Annotated in this window: 18 protein-coding genes; 7 read left to right on the top strand and 11 right to left on the bottom strand. The window is 43.3% G+C overall.

Annotation, left to right across the window (positions count from 1 at the left end; all coding sequences use genetic code 11):
• Nucleotides 1-68: 68 nt before the first annotated feature.
• Nucleotides 69-1148 carry a DNA replication/repair protein RecF gene (gene recF / locus EMP01_RS04845; RefSeq protein ID WP_129020343.1) on the top strand — a complete coding sequence of 360 codons (1080 nt, stop codon included), beginning with the start codon at nt 69-71 and terminating at the stop codon, nt 1146-1148.
• A gap of 2 nt (nt 1149-1150) precedes the next feature.
• On the opposite strand, the gene EMP01_RS04840 is transcribed toward recF, so the two are convergent.
• The 3 genes from EMP01_RS04840 to EMP01_RS04830 all read right to left on the bottom strand — a co-directional run bounded on the left by EMP01_RS04840 (nt 1151) and on the right by EMP01_RS04830 (nt 3835).
• Nucleotides 1151-1741 carry a hypothetical protein gene (locus EMP01_RS04840; protein WP_129020342.1) on the bottom strand — a complete coding sequence of 197 codons (591 nt, stop codon included), beginning with the start codon at nt 1739-1741 and terminating at the stop codon, nt 1151-1153.
• 168 nt (nt 1742-1909) lie between these two features.
• Nucleotides 1910-2818, bottom strand: coding sequence for a hydroxymethylbilane synthase (hemC, locus tag EMP01_RS04835; protein WP_129020341.1), 909 nt, complete (start codon nt 2816-2818; stop codon nt 1910-1912).
• Nucleotides 2819-2836: 18 nt separating this feature from the next.
• A complete protein-coding gene (locus EMP01_RS04830; protein WP_129020340.1) occupies nt 2837-3835 on the bottom strand; it encodes an amidohydrolase family protein in 999 nt (332 codons plus the stop codon).
• 255 nt (nt 3836-4090) lie between these two features.
• Here EMP01_RS04830 and EMP01_RS04825 point away from each other — a divergent pair, with 255 nt between their 5' ends.
• A complete protein-coding gene (locus EMP01_RS04825) occupies nt 4091-4636 on the top strand; it encodes an SRPBCC family protein (RefSeq protein ID WP_129020339.1) in 546 nt (181 codons plus the stop codon).
• Between the two features lie 77 nt (nt 4637-4713).
• Here the strand turns inward: EMP01_RS04825 and infB are convergent, their stop codons facing one another.
• The 3 genes from infB to EMP01_RS04810 all read right to left on the bottom strand — a co-directional run bounded on the left by infB (nt 4714) and on the right by EMP01_RS04810 (nt 9883).
• The gene (gene infB, locus EMP01_RS15760; RefSeq protein ID WP_129020338.1) at nt 4714-7956 is read right to left on the bottom strand and encodes a translation initiation factor IF-2; all 3243 of its coding nucleotides are present in this window, start codon (nt 7954-7956) and stop codon (nt 4714-4716) included.
• Nucleotides 7957-8112: 156 nt separating this feature from the next.
• Nucleotides 8113-9369: a transcription termination factor NusA gene (gene nusA / locus EMP01_RS04815; protein WP_129020337.1), complete on the bottom strand. Its 1257-nt coding sequence runs from the start codon at nt 9367-9369 to the stop codon at nt 8113-8115.
• 61 nt (nt 9370-9430) lie between these two features.
• On the bottom strand, nt 9431-9883 hold the full coding sequence (locus tag EMP01_RS04810) for an LSm family protein (protein ID WP_129020336.1): 453 nt from the start codon (nt 9881-9883) through the stop codon (nt 9431-9433).
• Nucleotides 9884-10086: 203 nt separating this feature from the next.
• Between EMP01_RS04810 and EMP01_RS04805 the strand changes: the two genes are divergently transcribed.
• The 4 genes from EMP01_RS04805 to EMP01_RS04790 all read left to right on the top strand — a co-directional run bounded on the left by EMP01_RS04805 (nt 10087) and on the right by EMP01_RS04790 (nt 12371).
• The gene (locus tag EMP01_RS04805) at nt 10087-10584 is read left to right on the top strand and encodes a BON domain-containing protein (RefSeq protein ID WP_129020335.1); all 498 of its coding nucleotides are present in this window, start codon (nt 10087-10089) and stop codon (nt 10582-10584) included.
• A gap of 28 nt (nt 10585-10612) precedes the next feature.
• A complete protein-coding gene (locus EMP01_RS04800) occupies nt 10613-11029 on the top strand; it encodes an SH3 domain-containing protein (RefSeq protein ID WP_129020334.1) in 417 nt (138 codons plus the stop codon).
• 113 nt (nt 11030-11142) lie between these two features.
• Nucleotides 11143-11904: an SIMPL domain-containing protein gene (locus EMP01_RS04795; protein ID WP_129020333.1), complete on the top strand. Its 762-nt coding sequence runs from the start codon at nt 11143-11145 to the stop codon at nt 11902-11904.
• 59 nt (nt 11905-11963) lie between these two features.
• A complete protein-coding gene (locus EMP01_RS04790) occupies nt 11964-12371 on the top strand; it encodes an ExbD/TolR family protein (protein WP_129020332.1) in 408 nt (135 codons plus the stop codon).
• Between the two features lie 81 nt (nt 12372-12452).
• On the opposite strand, the gene EMP01_RS04785 is transcribed toward EMP01_RS04790, so the two are convergent.
• The 5 genes from EMP01_RS04785 to EMP01_RS04765 all read right to left on the bottom strand — a co-directional run bounded on the left by EMP01_RS04785 (nt 12453) and on the right by EMP01_RS04765 (nt 18031).
• Nucleotides 12453-13097 carry a peptidase M10 gene (locus tag EMP01_RS04785; RefSeq protein ID WP_129020331.1) on the bottom strand — a complete coding sequence of 215 codons (645 nt, stop codon included), beginning with the start codon at nt 13095-13097 and terminating at the stop codon, nt 12453-12455.
• A gap of 11 nt (nt 13098-13108) precedes the next feature.
• Entirely contained in the window at nt 13109-13858 is a 750-nt protein-coding gene (locus EMP01_RS04780; protein ID WP_129020330.1) for a geranylgeranylglyceryl/heptaprenylglyceryl phosphate synthase, read from the bottom strand.
• 29 nt (nt 13859-13887) lie between these two features.
• On the bottom strand, nt 13888-16227 hold the full coding sequence (locus EMP01_RS04775) for an ATP-dependent helicase (RefSeq protein ID WP_129020329.1): 2340 nt from the start codon (nt 16225-16227) through the stop codon (nt 13888-13890).
• 115 nt (nt 16228-16342) lie between these two features.
• Nucleotides 16343-17014 (bottom strand): YceI family protein, encoded by a 672-nt coding sequence (locus EMP01_RS04770; RefSeq protein ID WP_129020328.1) that lies wholly within the window; start codon nt 17012-17014, stop codon nt 16343-16345.
• 108 nt (nt 17015-17122) lie between these two features.
• Nucleotides 17123-18031, bottom strand: coding sequence for a S66 peptidase family protein (locus EMP01_RS04765; protein ID WP_129020327.1), 909 nt, complete (start codon nt 18029-18031; stop codon nt 17123-17125).
• Nucleotides 18032-18093: 62 nt separating this feature from the next.
• Here EMP01_RS04765 and EMP01_RS04760 point away from each other — a divergent pair, with 62 nt between their 5' ends.
• Entirely contained in the window at nt 18094-18573 is a 480-nt protein-coding gene (locus EMP01_RS04760; RefSeq protein WP_129020326.1) for a hypothetical protein, read from the top strand.
• The last annotated feature ends 17 nt before the right edge of the window (nt 18574-18590 follow it).

Raw genomic sequence — 18590 nt, 5'->3', positions numbered from 1 at the left:
TTAAAAATATTGAGTTAGTGTATCAATTTATGCAAATTTGCACTTTACGTAACATTCCGCTTTAATCCGTGAGTTTTCTATCATCCATAAGCCTGACCCAGTTCAGAAATTATGATTTGCAGTCGTTCTCTTTCGACGCAAAAGTGATTGGTATTACCGGAAAAAACGGCATTGGCAAGACCAATCTCCTGGATGCCATTTACTACCTGTGCTTTACAAAAAGTTACTTCCAGTCAAAGGAGATTAATAATGTGCAGCAAGGCAGGGAGGGTTTTCGTATTGAAGGCCACTTTGCCGATACTGATGATGCTCGCGAGGCTACCTGTATTGTCTGGAAAGAGGGTAAAAAGAAGATTACGGAAAAGGGAATATTGGTTGAACGGGTTACGGATTATATCGGCAAGCATACGGCCCTGATGATTGCTCCTGACGACATAGAGCTTATCAATGGCGCCAGTGATGTACGGCGTAAGTTCATTGATGGTCTGCTGGCACAAGCCGATAGCCAGTACCTGGAATCGCTGCTGTCTTATCAGAAAATACTGATGCAGCGCAACGCGTACCTGAAGCAGACTCCGGCTTTTCAAATAAATACAGACCTTCTTGAGGTATATGATACACAGTTAGCCCAGCACGGTAGCTACCTCATCACCAAAAGGCAGGAGTTGTCGGCACACCTGCCGGAGATGGTCTGCCGGTTCTACGAATCTATTGCATTACATAGTGAAAACATAGGAATAGCTTACAAGCCTTCTACGACTCAACCGGAGCAGCTTAAGGAATTACTGGTATATAATCGCAGAAGAGATATTGAAGCACGCAGAACCACAGCAGGGCCACATACCGAAGACTGGCAGATTCTGCTGGACGGCAATCCCTGCAAAACGCATGCCTCTCAGGGTCAGAAAAAATCATTACTCATCGGCATGAAATTGGCGCAACTGGAATGGTTGCGCCAATTAGGAAAATCTCCATTGATTTTATTGGATGATATTTTTGAAAAGCTTGACCAGGAGCGCTTATCACGCTTCTTCTCATTATTGAATCAACTGGACATTGCCCAGATTTTCATGACGCATACACAGTCCGAATCTATCGAAATGCTTGCGGGACCTCATTTTGAAGGAATACAGATTATTGATCTCTAGTATTACAATTTATCTGCTGCACCTTCTATACTTCCATCCTCATTATTCAACGCTTCATCTGATTTTTTGTTGTGTATATGTTCATTAAAAAAGTAGTTGGCAATAGAAGATAATGGCCCTTCCATTTTATGTGTACGGTCATCAATAAGGTCTATACCCAGGGTGGAACCAATATTGAGATCGGAGGGCAGGTATTTAAGGATATCGCTCTGCTGGTTTTCCAATGCACGCATCAGGGCTACTCCCTCTCCGCGATGGTCATCTGTTGCCATCTGGTTTAATACTGCAATAGCTCTTGAAATATATGCTCCGGCCTCTTCTTTAGTAGTATGCGCGTAATTGGCAATAGCCTCTACGACATTTGAAGATTTTTGTGCAAATACGGTATCCATATCCGGGATATGTGCTGAAGGTTCTTTTTGTTTGGCTAAATGAATGAGCGCTCCAATCAGAACAGAAGGGATAGCCGCCTGTGCCAATGCTTCTGCTTTTCCGGGATGAATGGTCTGATGTAAATCAGGATCGTTCACATCAATTTTCTCGATATTGGTTTGCAGTGCGTACTGCATACCGGCAATAAGACTATCTGGCATAACGGGTAGTTTTAATGGTGAACAATAATTGTTTGTACACTAAAGTTAATCAAATCAACTTATTCATAATGCGTCACATGCCCTAAAGTTTTGTAAAAGCTATGCCTTTAACATACGGAAAGAGGTGCAGTTATCCTGCACCTCTTTCCGTATGTTGTACTGATTATTTTATTTATTTCTTATCGCTTCCACAATACGACCGGCACCTTTGGCTAATAGGTCCTGTGCGGCATTTGCACCTGCTGTCTGCCATTCATGAATAGCAAACGTTTTGCTGGTTTCCAGCAGTTCTTTACCATCCGGGCTACAGATATTTCCTTCGAAAAGGATCTGATCGCCATCAATCTGTGCCAGGGCACTGATCGGGGTAGAGCAGCCTCCCATAAGCGTCTTCAGAAAATCACGCTCTATACGGGTACAGATAGCTGTCGCTTCATTATCTAATTTATGGCAAGCATTGAAGGTGTCTTCTTCTCCACTTCTGCAGACGATCATAATAGCGCCCTGCGCGGGTGCCGGCAACATCCAGTCCAATACTTCATAAGTATCCGGAAGTAAGTTCATACGGCTGAGACCTGCCTCTGCAAATATGGCCCCATCCCAGTCGCTATCCTGCAGTTTTTGCAAACGAGTCTGTACATTTCCCCTGAGGTTATCTACGATGCAGGCCGGATAACGGTGCAGCAGCATAGCCTTTCTGCGTATAGATCCGGTACCTATTTTATCATATTGTTCCTGTTTTTCCTTACCGGAGCGGAACACCAGTATATCTTTATAAGAGGCACGCGGCAGTACTGCGGCCTGTACAATTCCCTGTGCCAGCTGTGTAGGCACATCTTTCATAGAATGTACCGCAATATCAATCTTATCACTCAGTAAGTAGGCATCAAGTGTTTTGGTGAATACACCTTCCACACCCATTGCATATAAAGGGGTAACCAGGTCAAGGTCTCCTTCACTTTTAACGGGTACCAGTTCTGCTTCCATACCTGCAGCTGCCAGCAAATCCTTTACAGTATTGGCCTGCCACAGTGCGAGCTGGCTATCGCGGGTACCTATTCTCAATATCTTTTTCATTTAATCTTTTCGTTTTTCTTAAAAGCGGTATACACCTAACCAGTCCATAGCATTTTTGGCCAGGAGTTGTTCTCTCAGGTGCTGATCTTTAATATGGGTTTCTATCAACTTGCCCGGATGATGCTCTCCCAGCGGGAAAGGGTAATCGCTACCCATACAGATCTTATCTCCACCCATTACATCTACTATAAAGTCAAGTGCTTTTTCATCATGTACCAGGGCATCGATCCAGAACTTACCGATATAGTTACGCGGGTTGTGCGGATTGTCAATCGCACACAGATCGGGGCGCACATTGAAGCCATGCTCGATACGGCCTATTGTAGCCGGGAAGCTTCCACCTCCGTGTGCAAATGCCACTTTAAGATATGGATAGCGTTCGAAAACACCTCCGAATATCATACTGCAGATTGCTCTTGAGGTCTCTGCCGGCATCCCAACCAGCCAGGGCAGCCAGTAGCGTTGCATATCATTTTCGCCCATCATCTCCCATGGATGCACAAATATGCTGGCACCCAATTTTTCTGCGGCTTCCCAGAACGGATTAAAGTATGGGTCACTCAGGTTACGCCCGTTAATATTAGAACCTATTTCTATACCCGGCATTTTCAATTCTACAATACAACGTTCCATCTCTTTAATGGCCAGATCTATGTTCTGCAAAGGCAATGTACCCAGCCCTACAAAGCGGTCAGGATGCTGCTCTACTACAGACGCAATATGATCATTAAAGAAGCGGGAGGTTTCCAGTCCATGCTTAGGATTGGCCCAGTAGTTAAATAATACCGGAATAGTAGACAACACCTGTACTGTAACTTCAGTATCATCCATTTCCTTCATGCGCACTGTAGCATCCCAACAGTTGTGTTCTACTTCTCTGAAGAATGTGTCTCCCTTGATCATTTTGGCACAACAAGGCTTATGATGCTGCAATGTAATAAAGTCTCCGTAGCCGAATTTTTCAAACCAGTTTGGAATCTTATCCGGCATTATATGGGTATGTATGTCTATTTTCATTTGAGCGAAATGTGCTTTAATATTTCAGGTTGTAAAAATACTGAGTTTTAACCGAAGTACCGGGGTTTAACTACCGGTATGTATGCGACAATCAGCTGTTTGTTGTTTTTGCAGGTATATTGGAGTACCTGAAAAATAAATGAATTCAGGATCAGGGCATTAGTTATCACCATAGAAATATATGATTTGAAAATTATAAAACATGTAATGCAATCATTATATTTAAGCTATATTTTCCACCTAAAAACAAAAAATATGAAAGTACTTAAGAAAATCCTGATTGCGTTACTCATTATTATTGCGATCCCGCTCATCGTGGCATTGTTTGTCAGAAAAGACTATTCTGTAAAGAGGGCAGTCATCATCAATAAGCCACAGGCTGAGGTTTTTAATTATATAAAGTACCTCAAGAATCAGAATAATTACAGCAAATGGGCTACTATGGATCCTAATATGATTAAAACCTATACCGGTACTGATGCTACTGTCGGGTTCATTTCTGCTTGGGACAGTAAAGATGAGGATGTAGGCAAGGGAGCACAGGAAATCAAGAAAATAACGGAGGGCTCCCGTATCGATTATGAGCTGCGTTTTATTAAACCATTCGAATCTACAGAACATGCATATATGATCACAGAAGCTGCGAGTCCTGCACAAACCAAAGTGACATGGGGTTTTGAGGGAAGTATGGCTTACCCTACGAACATCACGATGCTGTTTATGGATTTCGATAAAATGATTGGTGCTGATCTGGCTACAGGATTAGATAAATTAAAAACGGTTATGGAAACACAACCATAATCCAGGAACGTTGATTTTATACATAAAAGAAAGGTCCGGCAATATTGCCGGACCTTTCTTTTATGTATAGTACGCTCTTAGTTAAGGGTACGTTTTACTTCTACTTCTTCGTAGCCTTCGATAATATCGCTGACTCTCAGATCGTTGTAGTTTTTCACACTCAAACCACATTCGTAACCTGCATTTACCTCTTTCACATCGTCTTTGAAACGTTTCAGAGATGCCAGTTCTCCATGGTGTACTACTATACCGTCACGGATAATGTTGATCTTCGTATTACGGCTAAACTTACCGTCTAACACATAACAACCTGCGATGGTACCTACGCCGCTGATTTTAAACACTTCACGAACTTCGATATTACCCACGATTTTCTTCTCGATTGTAGGCTCAAGCATACCTTCCATGGCGCTCTTGATCTCATCGATTGCATCGTAGATGATAGAGTAGTAGCGGATCTCAATGTTTTCCTGATCAGCAAGCTTGGAAGCCTGAGAAGAAGGACGCACCTGGAAGCCAAGGATAATGGCATCTGATGCAGAAGCCAGCAATACGTCTGACTCGGTAATCTGACCGACAGCTTTGTGTACGATACTTACCACTACTTCTTCTGTAGACAGTTTTTGTAATGAGTCACTCAATGCCTCTACAGAACCATCGAAGTCACCTTTGATGATTACATTCAGTTCTTTAAAGTTACCCAGAGCCAGACGACGTCCGATCTCATCCAGGGTAATATGTTTACGGGTACGAATACCTTGTTCTCTCAGGATCTGTGCACGACGGTTAGCGATTTCTTTCGCCTCAGCTTCATCGTTATACACTCTGAATTTCTCACCGGCTTGTGGTGCACCATTCAGACCCAGTACCTGTACCGGTGTAGAAGGACCAGCTTCTTTAACGCGCTGTCCTCTTTCATTGAACATTGCTTTTACTTTACCAAAGTACTGACCGGATACGATCATGTCTCCCATATTCAGGGTACCGTTCTGTACCAGCATAGTTGATACATAACCACGACCTTTATCCAGTGAGGCTTCGATAATAGAACCGGTACCTACTTTTTCTGAATTAGATTTCAGTTCCAGTAATTCAGATTCCAGAAGGATTTTCTCCAGCAGGTCTTCGATACCGATACCTTTCTTAGCAGAAATCTCCTGGCTCTGGAACTTACCACCCCAGTCTTCTACCAGGATATTCATGGCAGAAAGTTGTTCTTTAATTTTTTCAGGATTAGCTCCGTCTTTATCTATTTTGTTGATGGCAAATACCATAGGTAAGCCTGCTGCCTGAGCATGGGAGATCGCTTCACGGGTCTGAGGCATGATTGCATCATCCGCTGCTACTACGATAACCGCTACATCCGCAGCTTTGGCACCACGAGCACGCATCGCGGTGAACGCTTCGTGACCCGGAGTATCCAGGAAAGTAATTTTCTTACCGGAACCTGTTTTCACCTGGTATGCACCAATGTGCTGAGTAATACCTCCGGCCTCACCGGCTACCACGCTTGCATTACGGATGTAATCCAATAATGAAGTTTTACCATGGTCAACGTGACCCATGATGGTTACCACCGGCGCACGCTCTTCAGTATCTTCAACCAGATCGTCTTCAACTTCTTCTTCATCAGCATCCTGTTGCAGGTTGATGAATTCTACTTCTCTGTCAAATTCGTTTGCTACCAGTTCAATTACCTCTGCATCCAGACGTTGGTTGATAGACACCATAATACCCAGGCTCATACACTTGCTGATTACTTCAGTAAAGCTTACATCAAGCAGGTTAGCCAATTCGCTTACAGAGATAAACTCTGTAACCTGTATTACGTTGTTATCGCTCTCCGCTTCTGCAGCTGCACGTTTCTCAGCCATTTCCTCACGTTTATTACGGCGATATTTGGCTTTAAGGTTTTTACCTTTACCGCCACCACCTGCGAGTTTGGCCTGTGTTTCCCTGATTTTATCCTGGATTGCTTTAGCATCGACTTCCTGAGGTTGTTGCTGTGCCTGGTTGTTACGACCGGCATGAGGTCCTCTTCTGTCGTTGCCTCTGTTATTGTTATTGTTGTTATTATTTCTGTTGTTTGGTCCACCCTGGTTACCACCCGGACGATTGCCCTGGTAGCCGCCACCGCCACCCGGGCGATTGCCCTGATAGCCACCGCCACTACCTTGTGGTCGGTTTCCGCCTTGCTGGTTTCCACCACCATGAGGTCGGTTTCCACCACCTTGTCCGGTGTTAGTATTGTTGTTATTATTATTTCCGCCTGTTTCCGGTTTCTTATCTACAGGAATACGTTTTCTCTTACGTTTTTCTCTGCTATCTCTGCTGTTATCGTTTTTAACCGGCAGTTCAATTTTACCTAAGATTTTCGGTCCGGCCAGTCTCGGTGCATTCATTTCGATATGCTCTGGTTTGGCAGGAGCCGGCGGTATTGCAGGAGCTGCTGGTTTAGGAGCTTCTGCAGCAGGAGCAGCTTGCGGTTTAGGCGTTTCCGCTACAGGAGCAGCAGGTGCCGGAGCAGGTTGTTCCTCTTTTACCGGAGCTGGCTTAGGAGCAGATGCTTCCTGTACCGGTGCTGCTGGTTTTGGCTCTTCTACCTTTTGAGGCTCTTCTTTTTTCTTGGTTACCGCACCTTTTTTAGGACGGGTAGCCAGGTTCATTGCCTCAAGGTCTATTTTATCTAATACTTTAGGTCCGGAAAGTTTCGGAGATTTTGTGTCGATGTGTTGTGCCTCTTCTTCAGCTTTTTCTGCCGGAGCCGGTTTAGGAGCTTCTTCTGCTACAGGAGCAACAGGTGCTGGTGCCGGAGCTTCTTCCGCTTTCGGTTGTGGAGCAGGAGTAGGAGCAGGCTTAGGAGCTTCCACTACAGGAGCCACTTCCGGTTTAGGCGTTTCTGCTACAGGGGCAGGTTCAGGAGCCGGAGCAGGTTTCGGAGTTTCCTCTACAGCAGGTTTTTCTTCTGCTTTAGGCGTTTCCGGTGCTTCTGGTTTATCAGAAGGCAGTGCTGCAATCACAACTTTAGCCTTAGGATCTTTCTTGTCTTTTGCGTTAAGATCAAGTTCATCCTTTGGCTTGTTCAGATTTTCCAATAAAGATCCCTTAGGTAAAGCAATGGCATCGCTCTTGCGCTTAGCCGCTTTATCTTTGGCAAACTCGCCCTGCAAGGCACTGTACATGTCTTCGGAGAGCTTAGCACTGGGCTTGGAATCTACTTCAAAGCCTCTTTTTGTCAGAAAATCCACGAGGGTTTCTTTACCAATGTTAAACTCTTTGGCCGCGGCCAGTAGTCTGGGTGTATTTGATGTTTCGGACATTCTTATAATTCGCTTTCAACCGTGTGATTATCGATATTAATCATTTTATAATGCATATATCAAATGTTGGCACGATTGAAAGCCAAAATTCGATATTAATTTTTATGTTTCCATACAATGTTGCTAAAAGTTAACACACATTGCGTATTGTTCAGCTTACTCGGCGGTACCATCATCTTCAAATTCAGCCTCAAGGATGCGGCGTACGTCTTTAACCGTTTCTTCTTCCAGATCGGTACGGCGAGTCAGCTCTTCAACAGAGTGCTCCAGGATACTTAATGCAGTATCGTAGCCCACTTTTTTGAATTCTGCAATAACCCATGCTTCGATCTCATCTGTAAATTCGTCCAGATCGATATCGAATTCTGCAGACTCTTTTACATCACGGTATACATCAATGCTAAAGCCAGACAGTTGCTGTGCCAGTTTAATGTTTACCCCTTTCTTACCAATAGCCAGAGATACCTGATCGGTATCCATGTACACATCAGCATGGTTTTTCTCTGTATTCAGATCTATACGGTTTACTTTTGCCGGAGTCAGCGCACGCTGGATCAGCAGGGAAGTATTGGCTGTATAGTTAATGATGTCGATATTTTCGTTGCGCAGTTCTCTTACAATACCGTGAATACGGCTACCTTTCATACCTACACAAGCACCTACCGGATCGATACGGTCATCATAGCTTTCTACTGCTACTTTTGCACGCTCACCTGGCTCTCTTACTATTTTCTTGATCGTGATCAGACCATCCTGAATTTCAGGAACTTCGATTTCCAGAAGTTTTTCCAGGAAAGAAGAGTGTGTTCTGCTCAGGATAATAACCGGTGCATTGCTGCGCATTTCTACTTTCTTCACTACTGCACGAAGTGGTTCTCCTTTACGGAAAAAGTCGCCAGCGATCTGCTCAGACTTAGGCAATAATAATTCGTTACCTTCTTCATCCAGCAGCATCAGTTCTTTTCTCCAGATCTGGTATACTTCACCATTGATGATCTCACCTACGCGCTCTGCATATTTTTGCAGGATACTGTTTTTCTTTAAATCACTGATACGGGCAGCAAGTGTTTGCTTGGCTGCGAGAATAGCTCTGCGACCGAAGTCCAGTACATCAATCTCTTCATATACTTCTTCACCTACTGAATAATCAGGGTCGATCAGTCTTGCTTCAGATATCTGGATCTCAGCATTATCATCTTCTTCAAAACCATCTTCTACTGCGGTTCTTCTTCTGAAGATTTCCAGGTCACCGGTCTGGTCGTTAACGATTACATCAAAGTTATCATCCGAACCGTATTTTTTTCTCAAAAGCGTTTTGAATACGTCTTCCAGTACTTTCATGAGGGTAGAACGATCTATCCCTTCTGCTTCTTTAAAGTCCTGAAACGATTCAATTAAGTTAATACTAGCCATTGTGATTTAAAATATATTGTTTAAAACAAATGCAATTTGCTTTGTAAGGTTTATTAATGTTTTAGAATACAATCTGTACTACTGTTGCTTTGATCGTATCAAAAGGTATTGTCTCAACAACAATTTCTTTCTTTTTACCGACCTGCTTTTCCAGTACTACCGCTTCTTCTGTAGCTGATTGTAATACACCAAGATGTTTGGTATCATCGTTCAGTGTAATCTCCACCGTACGGCCAATATTTTTAGTGTATTGTCTAAAAAATTTCAGGGGCTCATCTACACCCGGGCTGGACACTTCCAGAGAAAAATCTCCTTCAGGATACATGCCGGACTCTTCGATCATTTTGTACAAAGCTCTATTGATTTTGGTACAGGCTTCAACATTTACCCCGCTATCCCCATCCATATAAACTTTAATGTTATTGGTGGGTTTCAATTTTACTTCTACCAGAAACAAGGCCGAATCAATAGTCAGCTCTTCTATCTTGTTGGTAACTAAGGTTATGATATCCATTATTTTATTCAACGAAACATGGGGGCTCATGCCCCCAGGTCCTCTTTTTCTGATGCAAAGGTAATACAAATATGATTTACAGCCAAAATATTCTTATTATGAAAGCTATACATGTAAAGATTTTGTGATTTTCCTGTTAAGGCCTGATTTATTAATATTTAATACTATAACTTCACCCAACACTAAATTAAAAAACTAATCGTATGAATTACAAGAACATTATTCCTGCACTGATGATTACAGGTGCTATTGCTGTAATGACTCCATCATGCTCCTCTAAAGTACCTGATGCTACGGTTAAGTCCAATGCTGAGGCTGTGGTAACACCTGGTGTAGCCGTAGAGGTTAAAGATGGTGTGGTAACGCTCTCCGGCAACGTAAATAATGATGCAGACAAAGCCAGTGCTGAGGCTGCAGTAAAAAATCTGGATAAAAAATCCGGTGTAAAATCTGTGGTAAACAATATTGCAGTAACTCCGCCACCTCCTCCTCCGGCTTCTGTGACCACTACACTGGATGCTGCTACGCAACAAAAAGTTATGGATGGCATTAAAGATATTAAAGGCGTGACCGTAACCTTTACTGCTGATAAAGCCGTACTTACCGGTGAGGTGAGCAAAGCGGACAGAATGAAAATTATGCAAATGCTTGCTGCTGCCAAAGTCAAATCTGATGTAAGCCAGCTGAAGGATAAAAAATAATCTTAAACCTGTAAAAAAACAAAATATTATGTCATTGCAAGATAAATATGCATCATTGCTGGATGCAGCTAAAAATATGGGTGTAGCCAATCTTTCTGTTGCAGAACAAGGAGGAGCGCTGCATGTAAGCGGTACGGCCAATTCAACCGCAGATTATGATGCTTTATGGAATATGTACAGTCAGATCGATCCGAATATGGCCAGCGGAGACCTGATGATGAATATTGACATCAAAGCCGATGCCGGCGCTTCTTTAAAAGTAACCACGGACAGCACAAACCTGAATATCAGAAGTGTGCCAAGCACGGAAGGTGAAATCGTAGGAAAAGCGGCACATAACGAAGTCGTTACCCTGGTTGAAAAAACAGACGATAGCTGGTGGAAGATCAGAACGGCTGCCGGTGAAGAAGGTTATGCTTATGCACAATACCTGTCTCCGATGTAACATATCAATATCTAAAAAGATACAAAATGCAGATCCTCCGGATCTGCATTTTTATTTCTTACCATAGTGCATTGATATATAATTTACTGTAATTTTAAGAAAATTATATACTTATGGAAAAGAACAGATCTCTTCTCTATGCCGCCATATGGGGCCTGGCTATGATCATTACTGCATTTGTGGTCGGCAAAGGCATACGTAACCGCAATGCCAACCAGGATGCGATCAATGTTGTAGGCCTGGGTACAAAAGATTTTACTTCTGATGAGATTTTTTGGAAAGGAAGTTTCAGCGCAAGATCTATGGATGCGAAAGAGGCATACAACACCATTCTTGCGGATAAAGAGAAAGTACGTCAGTTTTTTATTTCCAAAGGCTTTAAAGAAAGTGAATTCACTTTTGGCGGCGCCAATATTGCAAAGACCTTCCGGACGGTAAGCACCGAGACTAAAGATGGAGATACCAAGTCGGAAGAAGTATTTGACGGATATACTGCTACACAAACCATTAGCTTTTTCTGCCAGAAAAATGATGCACTGATGCGTAAAATCGAACAGGTATCGGATCAGACTTCTGAACTGATTAATTCAGGCATTGAGTTTAACGGACAGGACATTCAATATACCTATTCTGATCTGCCCAGCCTGAAACATAACCTGATTGAGAATGCCACGAAAGATGCGCGGGAACGTGCACAGAAAATTGTCAAAACGGGCAATGGTGATCTGGGCAAATTGAAAGATGCCAGTATGGGTGTATTTCAGATTACTGGAAAGGGTAGTATAGAGGAAGATAGCTATGGCGGTAATTTTGATACCCGCAGTAAAGAGAAAACAGCCCGCATTACAGTAAGATTAAGCTATGTATTAGAATAACAGTATATTATAAAACAGATTCCCTACATTTGCAAGACAGGTAAAATATCTCTTGAAGAATGAATATCAGAAAAGCATTAAGACATAAACCGGAAGCACATACATCTGCACTGAACGATGTACTGTTCATCCTTTTATTTTTCTTCCTGATCGTCGCGACACTGGCTAATCCTAATGTCATCAAGCTGGCCAATCCGAAAGCCAATACTGATACTAAGGTAAAACAAACCGTTGTGGTATCGATCAATGCCGATCAGCAATTCTTTGTGGGTACAAAGCCTGTTGCTGCCGATTCCCTGACTACTGCCATTCAATCAGTTGTTGCAGCTGCACAGGATAAGGAGCCTACTATTGTTATCAATGCCGATAAACTGGCTACCGCTGATAATATTGTTGCTATTATGCGTTCGGGGCAAGAGCTGAATATAAAGACAGTACTGGCTGTACAGAAAGCAGTGGCACAATAAGATCAGATCTAACTATATTTTTACTAATAAAGGGACTTCATTGATGAAGTCCCTTTATTGTATTTATCTGAATGAGTAATCTTATGCGAAACGGCTATGATCATCATGCCATACATTACTCAGCGCACCGATTACGAAATCGTTTTGCAGTTTGCTGATCTGTAACATTGCTACATCTTCTGCCCTTACCTTGCGGTACATCGGATGCATCGTACCTCCGTTTTGTCCGGCAGGCACAGACGGATCGTACTGAAATGCAGGATCGACCAGGGTGCCTCTCGGATACATAATACCCGGAATGCCTTTCCCCCTAAAATCCAGGTCAGTGGGGTGGGCCAGTCCTAAGGTATGTCCGAACTCATGTGCGGCAGTAGTCGAGCCTTCGTATAGGTTGTCTTTTTTGAAAAATCCAGTATTACACCCCAGCGCATCCACGAAGGAAATGTTTCCGTTTACAAATTCTTCTATTCTGAAGTAATTATTGAGCGGATTGGTATTCTGCATTATATCTTCCGGTTGCAGATCGGGTTGCCAGTCGGCTGTAATAGAAAAATTAAGTCTTAATGGCTTGAGGTTATGCAGTATTCTCCCTTCGGGAGCATTCCACATCGCTTCTATCTCAGTCCTGATGCGCTCTGTCAATACTGCATCTGCTGCTGCACCATAGGTTATGATATGGGCACGGAACAATAAAGTATTTGCGGAGATCAGTTCTACAGTACCCATAGTGGGATTATTTACAGGTTGTATTGTTTGGTGGCCTGGCTCATTTGCGCAATCAGGTCAGGATTTTTTTCAATCGCATTTCCGACTACCACTACCTGTGCCCCGGCATCTAATGCCTTTTGCAGCCCTTCCACATCGCGGATACCCCCACCGATAATCAAAGGGATCGCAATATTATCGCTTACCTTCTTAATCATTTCCTGTGAGATCGGATATTTGGCACCACTACCGGCATCCATATAGATGAGCTGTTTGCCCTGCATCTCTCCGGCCCAGGCCGTACACAATGCCAGTTCTGGTTTGTTGTGTGGCAGCGGCGCTGAATGGCTCATATAAGATACTGCTGTAGGTACACCACCATCAATAACCATATAGCCCGTAGCCATTACTTCCAGGCCACTGGCTTTGATAGCAGGTGCAGAAATCACATGCTGACCGATCAGCAGATCCGGGTTACGACCTGATATCAATGATAAATAGAGCAATGCATCTGCGCTCTTGCAAACCTGCGCCGGACTGCCCGGAAATAAGATCACCGGAATGTCGGATACTGATTTAAAGCTGCGGATGCAATCGTTCCAATGATCGGATACCATGATACTACCCCCAAACAATACATAATCGACTCCGGCATCGGCACATTTCTGAGCCAGTATGGCGGCTTGCTCCGGACTGATGTCATCCGGATCGATCAGTACAGCAAAGGCTTTTTTTCCTTCCTGCTTTAACTGCAGCAGTTGTCTGTATATGTTTCGGGTCATTGTAATCATGGTATATAGTTAGTTTTGTTTTATTCTATAATCTTAAGCTTGGCATATTGCAGCATGATTTTCTTCACACCTATACCATTTTCAAAATCAATAGTGGCCATGCGGTTATTAGGATTACCATCGAGGCCGCGAATAGTACCAAAACCGAATTTCATATGTTCTACTTTTTGTCCTACTTCCATATCGCCAGGATTACTGGCAGTGAAATCAGCAGATGGGGTATGGCTATAAGACGTAGAGGATGCAGTCGCGCTCTTCGCCTGAACGATATTACTTCTTTCCTGCGGGGCAGCTGCTTTCGGCTGGATCGCAGCACGTTTACCGAATGTTCCGCCACCACCTGAATTGCCCTGGCCCGAAGAGAATGATCCTCTTGCGCCAGCCATTCCTGCATAGCTTTTATCTATATATTCCTGAGGAATCTCATCTATAAAGCGGCTCGGATCATTTTGCACCAGCTGTCCGAAACGATAACGGCTGTTGGCGAATGTAATCCACAGACGCGCCTTTGCACGGGTTACCACAACGTAGAAGAGACGACGCTCTTCTTCCAGATCTTCACGGGCATATAGACTCATAGCTGATGGGAAGAGGTTTTCTTCCAATCCCACAGCGAAGGTACAAGGGAATTCCAGTCCTTTTGCCGCGTGAATGGTCATGAGTTTTACCACATCCTGGTCTTCGTCATTTTCTTTATCCGCATCGGTCAGCAGGGTGATGTTTTGCAGGTAAGTACCCAGGCTTTTATCTTCTTCCAGTTCTCCGTCTGCGTTTGGCGTCTCTGTATATTCTTTAATAGAGTTGAGTAATTCCTGTACGTTCTCATAACGTTGCAGACCCTCAACCGTTTTATCTGCGTATAACTCTTTTACCAGACCACTATGCTTACCTACGGCAAATGCCACATCATAGGCATTATGCGTTTTCAGCATGGTCTGTGCACTTTTAATCAGTGTTACAAATGTTTCTACCGCTGCCGCAGATGCACCTTTAAGGCCATAAGCAGTAGGCGCCTGTATCACTTCCCATAATGGTTTACCGCTTTCATTTGCTGCGATCACCATTTTCTCCAGGCTGGTTTTACCAATGCCTCTTACCGGGTAGTTGATGATGCGTTTAATCGCTTCTTCATCTCTCGGGTTGGCAGTAACACGCAGGTAGGCGATAAAGTCTTTGATCTCCTTTCTCTGGTAGAACGACAGACCACCGAATATGCGGTAAGGAATGTTCATTCTTCTGAGGCTTTCCTCGAAAGAACGGCTTTGCGCATTGGTACGGTACAGGATGGCAAAGTCTTTGTTACTATAGTGATAACGCAGTTTATGCTCCGCAATAGCATCGGCAACATAACGGCCTTCATCATTGTCTGTCAGGGTTCTGACCAGTTTTATCTTCTCACCTATTTCATTATCAGTCCACAGATTTTTAGGAATCTGGTTCTTGTTATTACCGATAATCTTATTGGCTACATTCAGGATACTTTGTGTACTACGATAGTTCTGCTCCAGCTTGATCACTTTCACATCGTCATAGTCATTCTGAAACTGGAGGATGTTCTGGATTGTTGCACCACGGAAGGAGTAGATACTTTGCGCATCATCACCTACCACACAGATATTTTCCGTTACCGCAGCCAGCATTTTTACAATTTTATACTGGGCGGTGTTGGTATCCTGGTACTCATCAATCATTACATACTTGAACTTGTGCTGGTATTTGGCCAGTACTTCAGGCTGTGTTTTCAGCAATTCGTACATTTTAAACAGCAGATCATCAAAGTCCATTGCACCGTTTTTGAAACAGCGGTTGGCATATTGTGCATAGATCTGCCCCGTCAGCGGACGGTTGGCGCGCGCATCTTCCTGGGCAATAGCCGGTTCTCTCAGGTACTGTGCCGGTCCGATCAGACTGTTCTTGGCACCGGAGATACGGCTTAAGATTACATTAGGTTTGTAAATCTTATCGTCCAGGTTATTTTCAGAGATAATGCTTCTGAGCAGGCTCTTGGCATCATCGGCATCATATATGGTAAAGTTGTTGGGATAACCAATTTTCTGCGCTTCGGCACGCATGATTTTGGCAAATACAGAGTGGAAGGTACCGATATACAGATTACGGGCTTCGGAGTTGCCCAGTATTTTCTCGATACGTTCTTTCATTTCTGCGGCAGCCTTGTTGGTAAAGGTCAGTGCCAGTATATTAAAGGCGTCTACGCCATTACGCAGCAGGTGTGCAATACGGGTAGTCAGTACTTTAGTTTTTCCGCTTCCGGCTCCGGCTACGATCATCAACGGGCCGTCAATATGTGTAACGGCCGCTCTCTGCTGTTCATTCAGTTCGCTCAAATATTGGTGCTGCATAAGACTGCGAAGTTAGGTAAAACCCGAGACATAGGGACATAAAAAAAGGGCCATATCTAGACAGATAAGCCCTTAACTAAAACCTACACCTATGAAAAAAACTATTAAAGTACTATTATTTCTTTGCTTTTACATTCATCTGGATTTCGATATCTTTAGAGATACCCCAGTCAGCTGGATTTCCTTCTGTTTTGTAAGTCAATCCCCAATCAGATCTGTTGATTACAAATTTAGATTCAACAGAAACTTCAGTTTCGCTTACGCTTACTTTCGCAGGGAAAGTTACGTTAACTGTTTTATCTTTTAATGTCAGGTTACCGCTAACGATGTTAGTAGCACCTTCGATTACGCTTTTCACTTTTGAACTGTCAAAAGGAGCAACGCTGGTAATTTCAAATTTAGCAGTTGGATATTTTGCTACGTCAAAAAAGTCAGGACTTTTCAGGTGGCCATCCAGATCTGTTGATTTTTTACCTTCAGCAGCAGCAACTGCAGCTGTATCCGTAATCAGGGTGTTCATATCAATGTTGAAAGAACCGCCAGTGATTGCATTGTTTTCTACAGAAACAGTACCAGATGCTTTGATGATACCGAAACGAGGATTCAGACCTCCTTTGTGGTAACCAGTCCATTTGATAGAACTTGCTGTAGTATCCAGGTTGTATACCGAACCAGATTGTTTCGCTACTTCCTGAGTTTCTGCTGTTTTTGCTTGGTCTCCCTCTGAATTTTTACATGCTGCAAAAGCCAGGGTAGAAGCGGCAGCGAAGATAAAAAATTTTTTCATTAAAAAATATTATTTTTTTTAGTTTTTGTTTCTCTTTGATTAGAATTGCAATGCAAAGATAGAACAAAAGATTGTATCTACAAGTAATTCTTTTTATAAGATTTTTTTCTATTGCGATAGACAAAATCTATTCTCTCCTTTTAGTACTTGAAGCTCATACACTTGTCCGAACGAAAGGCTAAAATTTTCCTCAATATGTCCACACGGGATGTCGAAACAGACCGGAATATTCATATATCTTACATGGTTCAGAATGATCTCGTATACATTCTGGCCAAACGGACGGGTAGTATCTTCTGTATCGGTAAAGCCCCCGCAGACCAGTGCCTTTATATTAGATAACGCTCCGCTGCGTTTCATATTATATAAAAGACGATCTATATTATATAAATGCTCTCCGATATCTTCTATAAACAAGATTTTATCTCTTGTATTCAGTTCCGAAGCCGATCCGGTAAGGTGTGCCAGCATTGCCAGGTTGCCCCCGACTAATACTCCTCTTGCCGTACCTTCTATGTTATATACACATTCCGGAACAGGGTACTCGACCGCTGTACCCGTAATAACGGATCGGAATGAGTTCAGGAATGCCTTCTCTTCATTTTCGGGCTTAAAGCTGCTGCACATAGGCCCGTGCAGGGTGGCAATACCATAATTGGATAGCACATGGCTGTGCAGCACGGTTATGTCGCTGAAGCCACACAGCCATTTGGGTTGCTGTATAAAGCGGCTGAAATCCAGGTCATCGATAATGCGGCTCATACCATAGCCTCCACGACCCATCAGTATGGCCTGTACATCATTACGGTCCAGGAAGGACTGCAGGTCTCTTCTTCTTACCTCATCCGGTGCAGAGAAGTAATTATCACTTTCGCCTACGGTCTCGCCCAGGATTACCCGGTAGCCCCAGGACTCAAGCATTTGCTGTGCAATGCCTACTGTTTCTTTAGGTATGTAGCCGGAAGGGCAGGTTATGGCAATGGTATCACCTGGTTTCAGGTAGGGTGGTATTTGCATTGTTGGCAGTTTATTAAACCCAAAATTAGGTACAAATAACCGAAATCATTTACTTTGCGGCTATGAAAAAAATAGCTTTACTCGTCCTTTCTGTTGCCGGGCTTATGCTGGCTTCCTGTGGGGAAGAAAATAATGGTACTGACAGCCAAAAGACACAACAAACCCTTCCGAAACTGAATGTATGGACCGTACCGGCCAAAGGGCAAAAAGTTGCTGATTACTCCAAAGCCATCAAAGATGATCTGAATAAAAGTAAGTTTGAGGTCATTATCTCTACTACAGACAGCAGTGCTGCTAACGGCACCTTCAAGATTGACCTGAACTATGGTGCCAATCAGAACAGTACAGACAAGCTGTTTCCGAAATGGTATGAAAACAATGTGGTAAAACCTATGGTAAAAGGTATAGACAGCCTGGAGTACGGTGCGGTAATCGGTTTCGATCCGGGAGATGGTTCTTTCCAGGAATTGTACCAGGTTACAGTAAAGGATAAAGAGATCAAATTTCAGCAAACAAAAATGTACGGTACGCAGGTCAATTAAAAACCCGTACTTTTGCA

Source organism: Edaphocola flava (genome assembly GCF_004118155.1).
GTDB lineage: Bacteria > Bacteroidota > Bacteroidia > Chitinophagales > Chitinophagaceae > Edaphocola > Edaphocola flava.
The sequence above is the reverse complement of the archived record's forward strand: the minus strand, read 5'-3'. Positions and strand labels throughout refer to the sequence as shown.

Excerpts from the sequence above, each read along its gene's own strand:
- nusA (WP_129020337.1), bottom strand. The coding sequence starts at position 9,369 with ATGGCTAGTATTAACTTAATTGAATCGTTTCAGGACTTTAAAGAAGCA.
- EMP01_RS04795 (WP_129020333.1), top strand. The coding sequence starts at position 11,143 with ATGGAAAAGAACAGATCTCTTCTCTATGCCGCCATATGGGGCCTGGCT.
- EMP01_RS04765 (WP_129020327.1), bottom strand. The coding sequence starts at position 18,031 with ATGCAAATACCACCCTACCTGAAACCAGGTGATACCATTGCCATAACC.
- EMP01_RS04810 (WP_129020336.1), bottom strand. The coding sequence starts at position 9,883 with ATGGATATCATAACCTTAGTTACCAACAAGATAGAAGAGCTGACTATT.
- hemC (WP_129020341.1), bottom strand. The coding sequence starts at position 2,818 with ATGAAAAAGATATTGAGAATAGGTACCCGCGATAGCCAGCTCGCACTG.
- EMP01_RS04780 (WP_129020330.1), bottom strand. The coding sequence starts at position 13,858 with ATGACCCGAAACATATACAGACAACTGCTGCAGTTAAAGCAGGAAGGA.
- EMP01_RS04840 (WP_129020342.1), bottom strand. The coding sequence starts at position 1,741 with ATGCCAGATAGTCTTATTGCCGGTATGCAGTACGCACTGCAAACCAAT.
- EMP01_RS04830 (WP_129020340.1), bottom strand. The coding sequence starts at position 3,835 with ATGAAAATAGACATACATACCCATATAATGCCGGATAAGATTCCAAAC.
- infB (WP_129020338.1), bottom strand. The coding sequence starts at position 7,956 with ATGTCCGAAACATCAAATACACCCAGACTACTGGCCGCGGCCAAAGAG.
- EMP01_RS04800 (WP_129020334.1), top strand. The coding sequence starts at position 10,613 with ATGTCATTGCAAGATAAATATGCATCATTGCTGGATGCAGCTAAAAAT.
- EMP01_RS04770 (WP_129020328.1), bottom strand. The coding sequence starts at position 17,014 with ATGAAAAAATTTTTTATCTTCGCTGCCGCTTCTACCCTGGCTTTTGCA.
- EMP01_RS04775 (WP_129020329.1), bottom strand. The coding sequence starts at position 16,227 with ATGCAGCACCAATATTTGAGCGAACTGAATGAACAGCAGAGAGCGGCC.
- EMP01_RS04825 (WP_129020339.1), top strand. The coding sequence starts at position 4,091 with ATGAAAGTACTTAAGAAAATCCTGATTGCGTTACTCATTATTATTGCG.
- EMP01_RS04790 (WP_129020332.1), top strand. The coding sequence starts at position 11,964 with ATGAATATCAGAAAAGCATTAAGACATAAACCGGAAGCACATACATCT.
- EMP01_RS04760 (WP_129020326.1), top strand. The coding sequence starts at position 18,094 with ATGAAAAAAATAGCTTTACTCGTCCTTTCTGTTGCCGGGCTTATGCTG.
- EMP01_RS04805 (WP_129020335.1), top strand. The coding sequence starts at position 10,087 with ATGAATTACAAGAACATTATTCCTGCACTGATGATTACAGGTGCTATT.
- EMP01_RS04785 (WP_129020331.1), bottom strand. The coding sequence starts at position 13,097 with ATGGGTACTGTAGAACTGATCTCCGCAAATACTTTATTGTTCCGTGCC.